Genomic DNA, 13,569 nt, shown 5'->3' with positions numbered 1-13,569 from the left:
TTTCGTTGTTCAGGGGGGAGGAATGGTCTATCCCTTCGTAACGATAACCTTGGTGCCCAGATCCGATATTTGCTCTAAATCGGTTTGCTTGATCCCTTGATCCGTGATCAAGGTTGTGATTTCAGATGGAGCGGCAAATTGGACAAACGAATTTTTTCCTATTTTGCTGCTGTCGCATAAAAGAATCGCATCATTGGAAATTTCCACGAATTTCTTTTTGATTTCGGCTTGGTTAATATCCGGTGTGGTGCATCCCCGGTTGAAGCTAAATCCGTTGGCCGCCAAGAATACTTTATCGACATTAATATCAGATAACATTTTTAACGCGAACGGACCTATGGTAGAACGGAATTTTTTTCTTAGATTTCCACCGATCAAGACGACTTGAATGTTTTTGTAATCTTCCAGATGTCTGGCGATATCAATATCGTTCACAAGAACCGTGATATTGATATCGTCCAGTATTTTAGCTAATTCTAGGGTTGTTGTTCCTGTATCGAGGATAATAATGTCGCCTTCTTCAATTAACTTTGAAGCGGCTTTGGCGATTAATCGTTTCTGGTCAATGTTTTCTACCATTTTTTCTTGATGGAATTGTTCAAATCCGACTTTGGGCGTTTCAATGCTTATGGCCCCACCATGTGCTCTTTTAATGAGGCGAAGCGTTTCCAGATCACGTAAATCATTGCGAATCGTGGCAGGAGATACGTTAAAGTGTGTGACTAACTCAGGGACAAGAACCTTTCCCCTGGTATTCACAAGTTTAACAATTTCATTCTTCCGTTCTTCTGAAAAAAGAGGGTTGGAGTCGCTTTCGATCTCTTTCACATGGATCACCCTTTTTTATTAATTTATACTGTATTACTTTATTTTAACATCAAACAATAAAATTAAAAAGTGTCTTGCTAATAGGAGTGATCTGATGAGTAATAAACAATCCATTATCAATAAAATTTGTGAAGTCGGCATTGTCAGTGTCGTACGGGCGGAATCGAGCGATAAAGCGCTGCAGATTGCAGATGCATGTATTGAAGGCGGGATTCCTTCTATTGAGATTACATTTACCGTACCTCGCGCTCATAAAATTATTAGTGATCTAGCGCATAACTATTTGCCTGGTGAGATGATTCTGGGCGCCGGTACGGTATTGGATGCGGAAACGGCCAGAATCGCCATTCTTTCAGGTGCCCAGTATATCGTCATGCCTTATTTCAATAAAGACGTCGTGCGGTTGTGCAACCGGTATGCAATCCCTTGTATGCCAGGAGTTATGACAATCAAGGAAATCGTAGAGGCGATGGAATCAGGTGCGGATATTGTGAAGCTGTTTCCCGGCGAAATGTACAACCCAGGTATGATCAAGACGATCAAAGGTCCGCTTCCTTATGCTCAGATCATGCCAACCGGCGGAGTGGATCTGGATAATATCGGAGAATGGATTAAAGCAGGCGCAGTGGCAGTAGGCGTCGGCAGTTCGTTGACGCGTGGAGCGCAATCCGGCGATTACGCATCGATAACAGAGCTTGGCCGGAAATTCATAGCGAAAATCAAAGAAACCAGACAGCTAATGAGCAGCACATCATAATTGCCGCAATAAGGTTAAGATGCGATATGAAGAGAACAACGGTCGATAAAGTCGTCTGGTGTTCTCTTATTTTATGATTTAATTGTTAAATACTCGTTGACATAATAAGTAATGATAAAATATAATATTAACTAACAACAAAAGATATTAAATAACATTAAGATGTGTGACGAAAATCCGAAAGGAAGTTGAGGAAAGTGAAAAAAGAAATTGGAGTATGCGTCATCGGTTCCGGCCGGGCCGGCATGATACACGCCGTAAATTTTAGAAGAAATGTGCCACACGCGACTTTGGTCGCGATGGTTGATCCGATTGAGTCCGTCGCCAAGCAGGCAGCGGAAAGTCTTGGCGTCGACACCTACTACACCGATTACAAGGAAGCGCTAAAAAACGATAGCATTGATGCTGTCATCGTCGTAACGCCAACCATTTACCACCGGGATATTGTTGTAGCAGCGGCAGAGGCCGGTAAACATATCTTTTGTGAGAAGCCGATGGCTATGAACGCCACCGAATGTGATGAGATGATTGCTGCAGCCCGTAAAAATAATGTCAAACTGCAAATCGGTTTTATGCGCAGGTTTAACGACAGCTTTATCCAAGCCAAAGAAGAGATCGAAGCCGGTGCGATCGGTGATGTTGTATTGGTTCGATCGTTGACCAGAGGTCCGAGCGTACCGCAGCCATGGATGTACGATCTGGCGAAGAGCAACGGTCCGCTTGCGGAAGTGAATAGTCATGATATCGATACATTGAATTGGTTCGTCGAATCAGACATGGAGAGCGTATATGCGATTGCGGGTAATTTCAGATGCCCTGAAGCGAGACAGGATTTCCCCGATTTCTACGATAATGTTGTATTAACGGCAAGATTTGCGAATCAGCAGCAGGGTATGATCGATGGAGCGGTATCGGTGAAGTACGGTTATGACTCGCGCGTGGAGATTCTTGGCACAGAAGGCGTCATTTTTATTGGACAGGTACATGAGAAGACGATCGTAACCGCAAATCGACAAGGGCTGAGCCGTCCGGTTATGAACAGCTGGAGAACGCTGTACAGCAGTGCATATTTGGCGGAGGATACTCATTTCATTGAATGTATTCTGGAAGATAAGGAACCTAAAGTGACAGGTCATGACGGCAAGAAGGCGGTAATGGTCGTGAATGCGGGCAATTTATCGATTAAGGAAAGAAAAGAAATTTTCCTGTCTTCCTTGCAATCATAATTTCATTCATTGACAAAAGGAGAGGTCAACTATGATATTGCCACCGAAGGCGAGTGAGCCGACGATGTATTTCATCGGTGTAACGACGACGCAATCTTCAATAATGAAGTTGTTTCCATTATGGGCGCGTGAGCTTGGATTAAAGGACGCTGTGATTAAAGGCATCGATATTGAGATTCATGCCGACAATGAGAAATACCGTGACTGCGTGCAGTTTATAAAAGACGATCCCTTATCATTAGGGGCGCTCGTCACAACGCACAAAATCGATCTGTATCACGCTGCCGAAGATATATTCGACTATCTGGATCCTTACGCAGCGATGTTCGATGAAATATCATCCATATCGAAAAAATCCGGAAACCTGGAAGGGTATGCAAAAGATCCAATTTCCAGCGGTTTGGCGATGGAATCCTTTATACCGGACAATTATTGGAACGACTACGGCGGGGAAGTATTGATCATGGGAGCGGGGGGCAGTGCGCTAGCCATAAGTTCTTACTTAACGGAAAAGAAACATGGAAGTAATGTGCCAGCTAAAATCATCATCAGCAATCGCAGCGAGCAGCGACTGGCTTCGGCGGAGCGCTTGTTAAGCAAGATCGATACGGATGTCCAATTCGAATACCGCCTCTGTCCGAATGCGTCGGATAATGACGGACTGGTGAGCGGATTGACGCCATATTCTCTCGTTATTAATGCAACGGGATTAGGGAAGGACCGGCCCGGATCACCTTTGACCGATGCCTGTGAATTCCCGGAACACGGCTTGGTGTGGGAACTGAACTATCGGGGCGCTCTGGACTTCATGCATCAGGCGCAGCGGCAAATGGAGAGAAAGCAGCTTCACGTGGAGGATGGCTGGATCTATTTCATTCACGGATGGACACAAGTTATTGCCGAAGTATTTCACACGGAGATCAAGGGTGATAAGTTCACGGCTTTGGAAAAAATCGCAATGGATTTAAGGATGACCAAATCATAAATAAAGAATGGAGGAATAACAATGAGCACAACGGAACAATTTATGGCGCCTTTTTCGGTGTATTTTAGCTTGAATAATGGCTTATCGGATACGAAAACGTCTTTAAAAAGAAATTTATCGAAAATGAAGGGGATGTACGCGGATGATCAGTCCTATCAGCAACTGTTAAATGAAGGCGATCCTCTTTTATACGAATTTCATGAATTGGGGGTACCTGAGCAGCCTGGAAACCTCGCATTCGGTACGAGTATCGTGTATCCGGGCAAAGTGGGTAATGAGTATTTCATGACCAAGGGGCACTTTCATACGATTCTGGACACGGCTGAAGTCTATTATTGTATAGGCGGAAAAGGCTTCATGCTGATGGAAAATCCGGAAGGAGACTGGATTGCCGAGCCATTTCAGCCAGGGAAAGCCGTATACGTTCCGGGAAGGTATGCTCATCGCAGCATAAACACCGGTAACGAGCCATTGATTACATTTTATGTCTTCAGAGCGGATGCAGGTCATGATTATGGAACAATCGAGAGCAAAGGATTTAGGAAAATTATCATTGAACAAGACGGAGAAGCGGTCATTACCGATAATCCGAAGTGGAAGTAAGCAGGTAATTTTGGAGTGGGGCTGCCTTAGCTTAGGGGTAGCCCCACTCCTGTTAATCAACTGTTTTTCATAATAACTTTTATTATTTAGCAATAATTTATAATTCTATCTCAATTTTACTCAATTGTATCGATTGTTCAGAGGGCCTATGATAATAAAGACAAATGGAAGCGCTTTATTAAGAGATAAAAAAAGTAAAAATTAAGGTTGACAGCATCCAGGTGAAAATTTATAATAAAAAACAACAATAAAAAGTACAATAAGATAATAATTGATATGTTATGTGGGCGGGAGTGGTTGTATGGTAAACAAATAGGCGATTTCCTTGCTGATTAAGGTAGTTTAGTTGATTTTAATGTGATTGTAGAGTTTTTATAAACAAATAAAATCTCTAGGGAATAAAATATTGATTGAATAAAATAGTAATTTATAATAAAAAATATTAAAATTTAGTATATGATATTTAATTTTTTTGAATTAAGTGTGTATATTGATATGAATTGATAATAATTGCTGTTTAAATGTCAAATGGCTTGTTAGGTAATCGAAGTGAACTCATCTTGAAAGCGTCAACATGGAGGTGGCGAGATGACTTTATTGCAGGCAATCGACGTACATAAGCGTTTCTTTGGGGCAGTCGCTCTGGAAGGTGTCCATTTTGAGTTGGAAGCCGGCGAGGTTCATGCGCTGCTTGGCGCGAATGGAGCGGGCAAATCAACGCTCATCAAGATCATATCCGGATATCACGCTCCCGACAGCGGCGAGATTCTGATTAACGGTAACAGCATGCGCACCAACAGCCCGGCTGCATCTCATGCCGCCGGCATTGCAACGATCCACCAAGAGCATAATTTGGTTCCGCATATGAGTGTGATCGATAATGTGATGTTAGGCAGATGGCCCGGACGTTTTGGCGTCGTATCGGTGGAAGAAAGCAGGAGGAAGGCGAAAGAAGCCGTTTCTCGTGTGGTGCCCGGACTGGATCTGAATTTGCTCGGACATCAGTTAACGCCGGCGGAAGGGCAGTTAATTGAAATCGCAAGAGCATTATCCGAAGATGCGCGTGTGCTGATTATGGATGAACCGACAACTTCGTTGTCGCCCAGAGAAGTGGAACGGTTGTTTAAGGTCATGCGGGAACTTAAGAAACAAGGGATCGGCATCATATTCGTCTCGCATTGGCTTGAAGAAATTTTTGAAATATGCGATCGCGTGACCGTATTTCGGGACGGTCGATATGTGGGAAGAGAATTCATTAAAGACATCGATGAAAACCAGCTCGTTCGCATGATGGTTAATACGGATGTTCCTGAAGTGCCGCCGGTTGAAAGGAAACCCGGCAAAGAAATACTCGCGGTTCGCAACCTGAACAAGACAGGCGTCCTAGAGAACATTTCATTCAGTCTGCGGGAGGGAGAGATACTGACGCTTGCAGGTCTGGTAGGCGCAGGGAGGACGGAGCTTGTGCGATGTATCTTTGGAGCCGACAAATACGACTCCGGCGAGGTTCTCATCGAAGGTAAGACAATCCGGCGTAATTCTCCTTCCACTGCCGTGAAAGCCGGAATCGGATTTATTCCAGAGGATCGAAAGGGCCAAGGCTTGGTAGGGCTGTTGACCGTACGGGAGAATTTTACACTTAGCCTTCTCGATCTGGTTGCGCCGGGCGGTCTGATACGCAAGGACCGAGAAATCCTTATTTCCAAAGAACAGAGCGAAGCAATGAAAGTGAAAGCGGCATCTTTTGAGTCTAATATCATGAGCCTGTCGGGCGGGAATCAGCAAAAAGTGATCATTGGCCGATGGCTGGCCCGCAAACCGAAATTACTTATTCTGGACGAACCGACCAAAGGCGTCGATGTGGGCGCTAAGGCGGAAATACACCGGCTGATCGGCCAACTGGCCGAATCAGGGGTTGCGGTTCTGCTCGTGACTTCCGAGATGCCCGAAGTGCTTCTGCTCAGTGACCGCGTGCTGGTCATGAGGGAAGGAAGGATAACATCGCAACTTAACCGGTCAGAGCTTTCGCCGGAGAGAGTAATCCGATATGCAACAACAGAGGAGGTTATCACCCAATGAACATTTTACGGTCCACAATGCAAGCATTCCGGCGAATTCAAGTTCAAGGTTTATTAGTCGCCATCGTCGTTCTGGGAGTCATTATGAGTTTTGCGTCTGATTCCTTCTTAACTTCGACCAATCTGATTAATATTTTATACTCATCAACCATACTAGCTGTGGTGGCCATCGGCCAAACCTTTGTCATCCTTGTCGGAGGAATCGATTTGTCCGTAGGCTCGATGATCGCATTATCCTCCGTTCTTTCCGTAGGACTGGTAGTGATCGGCGGTCTTCCGGTCGGACTGAGCATTGTTCTGACTCTACTCGTTGGCGTCGCATTCGGTGTCGCGCATGGACTGGCGGTAACGAAACTAAACATGCCGCCGTTAATCGTTACCTTAGCAAGTTTAAGCTTGGCAAGCGGTCTGGCTTACGTGTACTCGGGAGGCAAAAATATCATCCCTGTGCCGGAGTTTTTCCGGGCGATCGCAAACGCACAGATGTTTGGCGGCAAGCTTCCGGTATTTATCCCGTTCGCGATTATCATCGCGGTAATCAGTTACTTTGTACTTGCCAAGACCAGCTTCGGAAGAATGATCTATGCTGTTGGCGGCAATAAAACAGCCGCCCGTCTCGCAGGTATTCCTGCTAACCGGATCATTATTATCGCTTTTGTCATCTCTTCGCTCTCTGCCGTCATTGGCGGTCTAATGATGACCGTCCGCCTGCAATCGGGAAGCCCGATTATCGGCGTAGGCATGGAGCTTACCGTTATCGCGGCAGCCGTCATCGGCGGTACGAGCTTATTCGGCGGTCAAGGGAATGTGGTCGGCACGCTCCTGGGCGTTATTTTACTGACAATGGCTTCCAACGCAATCGTATTGCTCGCCATCCCGCCTAATTATGACAAAGTATTCACCGGTCTTGTTATCGCTCTTGCTGCCGGACTTGATATTTATCGTCAGCGCAAGGATACGAGAAGCATGACCCGATTAACCAAACGATCTACAACCAATTCCGTTCTTTCCGACAAGCAAACGGTAAACAAGCAAGGGGCTTAATAGATGGTGTTAACCATTTTTTTAAGACACACAATTTGAAAGGGGAAGAAACAAAATGAAAAAAGCAATGAGCAATTTAGCAGTCCTGATGTTGATGGCCGCCGTTGTACTGGCAGGTTGTGGATCGAACAACAATTCACCAAGCAATCAGCCGCAAACCCCTCAGCAAGAAAATACACCAGGTACGAACGAAGGAGGAGCTTCCGGTGAGCAATCACCTGAAGGGAAGACAGTGGCCTTTCCTTTGATGGGATTAGGATTTGAATTCATGGTCATGCTGAATGACTCGGCGAAAGCGGTTGCCGAAGCCGCCGGGATGGAAGTGAAGGTCTTTGATGCGAACGTTGATCCAAATAAACAAGCGGAGCAAATGCAGAGCATCATTGCCACGAAACCGGATGCGATATTGCTGAGCTCTGTTGATGGCGCTCTGATTGTTCCTTCAATCGATTCGGCTACGAGTCAGAATATCCCGGTATTTGGCGTAGAATCCAAAATTCTCGGCGGAGATTACTTGACTTGGGTTGGTTATGATAATTACGCAGCCGGTGCTATGGCGGCGGACTATATCGCAGAGAAGGTAGGCGAAGCGGGCGGAACCGTACTTGAACAACGCGGTCTGGTCGGCGGAACCGGAGCTGACCTCAGAAGCGAGGGCTTCAATGAGCAGATGAAGAAATATCCGAATTTTAAAGTCGTGACATTAAATAACGAATGGATTGCCGACAAAGCGTTCTCCAATACGCTTGATGCATTTACCGCTTATAACGATATCGTAGCTACCTTTTCCGCGAATGATGAAATGCTGCGCGGTGTAGTCTCCGCATTGCAGAACTTGGGCAGAGATAAAAAAGTCGGTGAAGAAGGGCACATTGTGATGGTCGGCGTGGACGGCACGCCTACCGGATTGGAGCGCATACGTGAAGGAATCCAAGATGCCTCGCTGAATCAGGACGCAAAATTGATGGGTGAAATGGGAATGGAAAGGGTAGTTAAATATTTCCAAGGGGAAACGGAATTCGAACGCGATACGATGATTCCTCCATCCATTATTGATATTAACAATGTCGATGATCCTGAACTATGGGGCAACATCATGGCTCAGCAATCCAATTAAGGATACGGGTAGCAATCGATTAGGGAGATTGCTCTGATCATATATCCCTAATGTCCCTAATCGATTCTATATATTTAATCTTCCAACCACGCTAAGAAAGGAGAAAGAAACGGCATGAGGGTAATTCAAATAGGCCTTGGATTCTGGGGCGGCGGATGGGCTGGTGTCATCGCCAATTCTCCATGGACCGAGCTTGTCGCGCTTGTTGATTTTGATGAGAAGACATTGAACGCAGTCGGTGAATCGGTTGGCGTGCCCCAAAATCGGAGATTCACTTCTTTAAGCGACGCTTTGAAAAACGTCGAGGCGGATGCCGCACTTGTCGTAGTACCGCCGCAAGCTCATGAAGCGGTTGCGATTGAAGCGCTGGAGGCAGGTCTTCACTGTATGATTGAAAAACCGTTTGCTCCGACGCTTTCCTCTTCGAATAAAATCGTGGAGAAAGCAGAAGAAGTCGGACGATATGTCATGATCACTCAAAGCTTCCGGTTCCGGAGAGGGCCACGTACGGTTAAACGCTTAATTGAAGAAGGTGCAGTCGGGAAAATTGAAACCATTTATGGACGATTCAGAAAAGCCCCTCCTTTTTCGGGCTTCCGCGCTGAAATGGAAGAACCTTTAATTGTGGATATGGCGATCCATCACTTTGATTACATTCGCGGTATCTTCGGAGTGGAGCCTGACTGGGTTCGCGCCCGCAGCTACAATCCAAGCTGGACGTGGTTTAACGGCAATGCCTCTGCCTTTGTCGAGTTTGAAACCAATGATGGAACGATGATTTCGTACACAGGCTCCTGGGTGTCCCGCCGTCCGCACACGACATGGGACGGTGCGTGGGAAATTCACGGAACGCATGCTTCAATTCTGTGGGATGAGAACCGTGTGCTTCTGTACCCGCATGGCAATGTTATCGGAGAAACCGTATTTCGACCTAGAACATTAGAAATTTCGGATGATATTCTTGAAGTTTCACTTGAAACGGTGGAGGAAGAGGAGCGACTGGGAACAGTGAAGGAGTTTGTGACGGCCGTTCAAGCGGACCGGCTCCCGGAAACCCACGGCAAAGACAATCTCCGCAGTCTGGGATTAGTATTGGCTGCAGTCGAGTCGACGAAACAAGGCGGAGAACGGATTGATTTTAATGCATTTTACAACAATCATATTAAATTATAAAGCGATTATAAGGAGGAATTATCGATGAAAATTTCATTTAACAGCTGGTTGTATGGTTCTGCATTTGGTTGGCTGCCTTCCCGCTCACTGGAGGACACGGTTGATACGCTTGCTGAAATCGGTTATGACGGCATTGAAATCGGAGCTGCTGCTCCGCACGGATTCCCGGCTCATACGAGTACTGCCCGCCGTAAAGAAATTTTGAAGCATGTAAAGAGCCGTGGCATGGAAGTATCCGCTCTGTGTCCTGCATTAGGTGGTGGTCCAGGCTACAATCCGGCTTCGCCTGAAAAAGAAGAGCGGGACGCGAACTTTCAATATATTTCGGAATGTCTGCAATTGGCGCATGATCTGGAATGCGAGAATGTCATTTGGCTGCCGGGTTGGAAGCGTTACAAGCAACCTCGCCAGGAAGCATGGGATTATGCGGTTGAAGCGCTGCACAAATGTGCGGAGGTTGCCCGTCCGCTTGGCGTTAAGCTGGCCGTGGAACCGACCTCCGAAGTATCGGATGTCATCGAGCATGCAGGCGATTCCCTCAAATTGATGAAAGACGCAGGTGTAGGCTCAGACGTTGCCGGCGTTATGCTGGATACGATCCATGTATTCTATAGAGGCGACGATGTCAGAGAGCAATTTAATGAAGCGGGAGAGAACCTGATCTATGTTCATATCTCCGATATTAACCGCGATGCGCCTGGTGTTCATACAGATTTCAGACCTGCGATCGATGAACTCGCTTTGATCGGGTATGACGGGTGGCTGTCCATGGAAATCGGATTCCCGCGTCGTGACCGCAACCCGGACGGCATTACCCGCCAAGCGATCGAATACTTGCGTCCAATCGTTGAAGGCACCCAAGGCCGTCTTGCAAGCTGGAGAAATGTTTCCGTTAAATAATCGTTTCTTCGACAACCGCTTCCTCCTGCAGGGAGCGGTTGTCTATTATAAGAGACTTGATCTTTCAACGAATGAATGACAGGGGGACTGTTAAATGCAAATCTATACCTTCAAAACAGACCGCGAATTGGACGAGGCTGGTGCAGGCATAGTGATCAGCTTGCTCAGAAGCGTGCCGGGCGCCAGCTTGGGTCTGGCTACCGGACAAACTCCTGTTGGTGTATATGAAGAGCTGGTCAAAGCGTACCGGAAAGGGCATATAAGCTTTAAGAAAGTAAATACATACAACTTGGATGAGTATAGAGGGGTAGGTAAGAAAGATCCCCGCAGCTTCTATGCCTTCATGCATCAGCATCTGTTTCAGCACATCGATCTACCGGAGGAGCAAATCCACATTCCGGATGGAGAGGCGGAAGACGTGATTTTGGAATGTAATCGTTATGACGCTTTGCTTGGCAACGTGAGGCAATTGGATCTGCAAATTCTCGGCATCGGACTGAACGGACATATCGGTTTTAATGAACCGAATTTCAGGCTCTCTTACGGCACGCATGCAGTCATCCTGAGTGAAGAAACCCGCCGGGTAAATTCTAGTTTCTTTCATTCATTGGAAGAGGTGCCGGAGCAGGCGATTACAATGGGCGTGGGGGCGATCATGAAGGCAAAGAAGATCCTATTTATCGCCCGTGGCGAGAAAAAGGCTGAAATCGTTCACCGTGCGTTAACCGGTCCAATTACTACCGAATGCCCGGCTTCGCTTCTGCAGCTGCATCCCGATGTAATCGTTCTGCTGGATGAAGGGGCCGGGAAATTGATTGGATAGGTAGTTAAAGATAAACGAAATGATTAAGATTGGGGTTCCCGGCATATGGTACAATGATGTTGATCGCGATCGACAGATGACAGGGCCGCATTATTAAACGCGGAGAAATGCATGTGCACAGAATCTGTATGGATGTTCCGGAAATAACGATCGGCGCTGCAGGGAGGTAATAAGAAGTATATGGATATTTCGGCATTACAATGGGCAATGCTTATCATTTGCTCGGTACTGATCGGGTTTTCGAAAACCGGCGTCCCTACCTTAGGGATTTTTGTTGTCGCATTAATGGCCAACGTATTTCCTGCACGCGAATCCGTCGGCATCCTGACTCCCATTCTCATCACAGGCGACATTATTGCGATCATTTATTACCGCAAAGCGGTTGTCTGGAGATACATCATTGTGCTGCTGCCCTGGGTTCTGCTCGGTATTCTGCTTGGGTTTGGCTTACTGGATTTAATCGATAATGAGACGCTTTCCGTGCTGATCGGATCGCTGGTGCTGCTGCTTATCATTCTTTTTCTAAGCCAGAATCGGGTGGAGAAAGTGATGAATTTCTCCTTTGCCAAGTCCCGTACCATGAACGGCTCGCTCGGTGTGCTTGCCGGCTTCACGACAATGATCGGCAACGCGGCCGGAAGCATCATGTCGCTCTACTTGTTGTCCAAGGGCATGCAAAAAACGGCTTTCGTCGGCACGAACGCATTTTTCTTCTTTATCGTGAATATGATCAAGGTCCCTTTCACCGTTAACCTGGGACTGATCACGCCGCAGTCGCTTGTGCTGAACGCCTGGATGGTGCCGGTCGTGGCTGTTGGAGCGTTTATCGGCTTTAAAGTGCTGCCGCTTATTCCGAAGAAGCTTTTCCAGACGATTATTCTTATGTGTGCAGTCGTGGGGGCTATCTTTTTGATCCTCCATTGACCGGCGAACTTCAAGAGCAACTCGTATTCTTAAGGAATCCGATTTAATGGATCTTTTTGGGGTAAGCCGTAATACGTTAAGTGAAGCCGTAAGAGCGCTTGTTCAAGTCGGACTTCTCGAGACTAAGCAAGGCGATGGTACATTTTGCGGATGATGCTGCCCGGCTTGTCCTGCAGGGAGTCGAGAAAAACCGGAGCATCATCAAGTTTCCGTCTTATGTCGGCTTGCTGACCTTCATGTATCGGTTTATGTCAGGTTTATTCTTTCGTCAATCACATCAAAATCGTACTTTCTTGTAGGGAGAAACGTATGCAGCAAGCGCTTTAGGCGCCCTCCTGTTCATTCTGATGATTGTGAAGCCTTCATTGTAGAATGGAGCTGGAAGATCGGCATTCCTATTCATCAATTAATTCAGGGGGCTGCAGCCGAAGTTGGATTGCCGCCCCTTGTTTCATTGTGGAAGGAAAAAGACTTTTAATAGAGAAACTTAAGTTATATAGTTAATTAACCCCCCCTTGGTGTCATAGACGTAAGATAAGGAGAGGATTCTATGATGTATGAATTAAAGACAAAAGAAACCGATCGCAGTGTCTTTGAATTTATCGAAAATGTTGAAAGTCCTAAAAAGCGTGAAGACGCCTATAAATTATTAGATATTTTTACGGAGGCGACGGGTTATCCGGCGAAGATGTGGGGACCGAGTATTATTGGATTTGGGACCTATCATTACAAATATGAATCTGGTCACGAAGGTGATGCTCCATTAGTTGGATTCTCGCCTCGAAAAGCAAAAATCAGCTTGTATTTTGCGACGGGCGACACCAAACGAGAAGAATTATTAAAGGACTTTGGAAAACATACGACAGGAAAAGCGTGCGTGTACATCAATAAAGTGGCAGATATTAATATTGATGTTTTAAAAGCGTTGATTAATCAATCTGTAAGCTTTTTGAAAGAAGCCTATCCGAATCAATAAGCCGATTTTAGTCTGCACCTGGCTCTGATAAGTGGGCATTTTGGCGAATACAATAACGGAGTGGGTGAAATCCCGCTTCTTTTTTTGTGCTCATTTGTGTTATCCTTATATGTTATGACTTAAAGGCAGGTTTGT

At 46.2% G+C, this 13,569-nt stretch carries 13 protein-coding genes and 1 pseudogene; 13 read left to right on the top strand and 1 reads right to left on the bottom strand.

Going from position 1 to position 13,569, the window contains the following annotated elements:
- Window positions 1–27: 27 nt before the first annotated feature.
- On the bottom strand, window positions 28–828 hold the full coding sequence (locus tag IEW11_RS09235; protein WP_229725079.1) for a DeoR/GlpR family DNA-binding transcription regulator: 801 nt from the start codon (window positions 826–828) through the stop codon (window positions 28–30).
- Window positions 829–922: 94 nt separating this feature from the next.
- On the opposite strand from IEW11_RS09235, the gene IEW11_RS09230 reads away from it, so the two are divergent.
- The 13 genes and pseudogenes from IEW11_RS09230 (at window position 923) to IEW11_RS09170 (ending at window position 13,434) form a co-directional block, all read left to right on the top strand.
- The gene (locus tag IEW11_RS09230) at window positions 923–1,585 is read left to right on the top strand and encodes a bifunctional 2-keto-4-hydroxyglutarate aldolase/2-keto-3-deoxy-6-phosphogluconate aldolase (protein WP_188530774.1); all 663 of its coding nucleotides are present in this window, start codon (window positions 923–925) and stop codon (window positions 1,583–1,585) included.
- A 197-nt stretch (window positions 1,586–1,782) separates the two neighbouring features.
- Window positions 1,783–2,811, top strand: a complete 1,029-nt coding sequence (locus tag IEW11_RS09225) for a Gfo/Idh/MocA family oxidoreductase (protein WP_188530773.1) — start codon at window positions 1,783–1,785, stop codon at window positions 2,809–2,811.
- 31 nt (window positions 2,812–2,842) lie between these two features.
- The gene (locus tag IEW11_RS09220; RefSeq protein ID WP_188530772.1) at window positions 2,843–3,796 is read left to right on the top strand and encodes a shikimate dehydrogenase family protein; all 954 of its coding nucleotides are present in this window, start codon (window positions 2,843–2,845) and stop codon (window positions 3,794–3,796) included.
- Window positions 3,797–3,817: 21 nt separating this feature from the next.
- The gene (locus IEW11_RS09215; protein WP_188530771.1) at window positions 3,818–4,399 is read left to right on the top strand and encodes a glucose-6-phosphate isomerase; all 582 of its coding nucleotides are present in this window, start codon (window positions 3,818–3,820) and stop codon (window positions 4,397–4,399) included.
- A gap of 588 nt (window positions 4,400–4,987) precedes the next feature.
- Complete coding sequence (locus IEW11_RS09210) at window positions 4,988–6,478, top strand: sugar ABC transporter ATP-binding protein (protein ID WP_188530770.1); 1,491 nt, start codon at window positions 4,988–4,990, stop codon at window positions 6,476–6,478.
- A complete protein-coding gene (locus IEW11_RS09205; RefSeq protein WP_188530769.1) occupies window positions 6,475–7,521 on the top strand; it encodes an ABC transporter permease in 1,047 nt (348 codons plus the stop codon). The genes IEW11_RS09210 and IEW11_RS09205 overlap by 4 nt, the downstream gene beginning before the upstream one ends.
- A gap of 55 nt (window positions 7,522–7,576) precedes the next feature.
- Window positions 7,577–8,638, top strand: coding sequence for a sugar ABC transporter substrate-binding protein (locus IEW11_RS09200; protein WP_188530768.1), 1,062 nt, complete (start codon window positions 7,577–7,579; stop codon window positions 8,636–8,638).
- 114 nt (window positions 8,639–8,752) lie between these two features.
- A complete protein-coding gene (locus IEW11_RS09195; RefSeq protein ID WP_188530767.1) occupies window positions 8,753–9,811 on the top strand; it encodes a Gfo/Idh/MocA family protein in 1,059 nt (352 codons plus the stop codon).
- Window positions 9,812–9,835: 24 nt separating this feature from the next.
- Window positions 9,836–10,711 (top strand): sugar phosphate isomerase/epimerase family protein, encoded by an 876-nt coding sequence (locus IEW11_RS09190; protein WP_188530766.1) that lies wholly within the window; start codon window positions 9,836–9,838, stop codon window positions 10,709–10,711.
- Between the two features lie 94 nt (window positions 10,712–10,805).
- A complete protein-coding gene (gene nagB, locus IEW11_RS09185) occupies window positions 10,806–11,534 on the top strand; it encodes a glucosamine-6-phosphate deaminase (RefSeq protein WP_188530765.1) in 729 nt (242 codons plus the stop codon).
- A gap of 180 nt (window positions 11,535–11,714) precedes the next feature.
- Window positions 11,715–12,458 (top strand): sulfite exporter TauE/SafE family protein, encoded by a 744-nt coding sequence (locus tag IEW11_RS09180; RefSeq protein ID WP_188530764.1) that lies wholly within the window; start codon window positions 11,715–11,717, stop codon window positions 12,456–12,458.
- 22 nt (window positions 12,459–12,480) lie between these two features.
- A pseudogene (locus IEW11_RS09175) lies at window positions 12,481–12,603 on the top strand (GntR family transcriptional regulator); the annotation flags it as partial.
- A 408-nt stretch (window positions 12,604–13,011) separates the two neighbouring features.
- Window positions 13,012–13,434 (top strand): DUF1801 domain-containing protein, encoded by a 423-nt coding sequence (locus IEW11_RS09170; RefSeq protein WP_188530907.1) that lies wholly within the window; start codon window positions 13,012–13,014, stop codon window positions 13,432–13,434.
- The last annotated feature ends 135 nt before the right edge of the window (window positions 13,435–13,569 follow it).

Source organism: Paenibacillus abyssi, assembly GCF_014640295.1.
Taxonomy (GTDB): Bacteria; Bacillota; Bacilli; order Paenibacillales; family Paenibacillaceae; genus Paenibacillus_D; species Paenibacillus_D abyssi.
Note: the sequence above shows the minus strand (reverse complement) of the source record. Positions and strands in the feature narration are given on the sequence as shown.

What these genes read in the sequence shown, in the direction of transcription:
- IEW11_RS09230 (WP_188530774.1), top strand. Translation starts at nt 923, where the DNA reads ATGAGTAATAAACAATCCATTATCAATAAAATTTGTGAAGTCGGCATT.
- IEW11_RS09220 (WP_188530772.1), top strand. Translation starts at nt 2,843, where the DNA reads ATGATATTGCCACCGAAGGCGAGTGAGCCGACGATGTATTTCATCGGT.
- IEW11_RS09215 (WP_188530771.1), top strand. Translation starts at nt 3,818, where the DNA reads ATGAGCACAACGGAACAATTTATGGCGCCTTTTTCGGTGTATTTTAGC.
- IEW11_RS09210 (WP_188530770.1), top strand. Translation starts at nt 4,988, where the DNA reads ATGACTTTATTGCAGGCAATCGACGTACATAAGCGTTTCTTTGGGGCA.
- IEW11_RS09205 (WP_188530769.1), top strand. Translation starts at nt 6,475, where the DNA reads ATGAACATTTTACGGTCCACAATGCAAGCATTCCGGCGAATTCAAGTT.
- IEW11_RS09200 (WP_188530768.1), top strand. Translation starts at nt 7,577, where the DNA reads ATGAAAAAAGCAATGAGCAATTTAGCAGTCCTGATGTTGATGGCCGCC.
- IEW11_RS09195 (WP_188530767.1), top strand. Translation starts at nt 8,753, where the DNA reads ATGAGGGTAATTCAAATAGGCCTTGGATTCTGGGGCGGCGGATGGGCT.
- IEW11_RS09190 (WP_188530766.1), top strand. Translation starts at nt 9,836, where the DNA reads ATGAAAATTTCATTTAACAGCTGGTTGTATGGTTCTGCATTTGGTTGG.
- nagB (WP_188530765.1), top strand. Translation starts at nt 10,806, where the DNA reads ATGCAAATCTATACCTTCAAAACAGACCGCGAATTGGACGAGGCTGGT.
- IEW11_RS09180 (WP_188530764.1), top strand. Translation starts at nt 11,715, where the DNA reads ATGGATATTTCGGCATTACAATGGGCAATGCTTATCATTTGCTCGGTA.
- IEW11_RS09170 (WP_188530907.1), top strand. Translation starts at nt 13,012, where the DNA reads ATGTATGAATTAAAGACAAAAGAAACCGATCGCAGTGTCTTTGAATTT.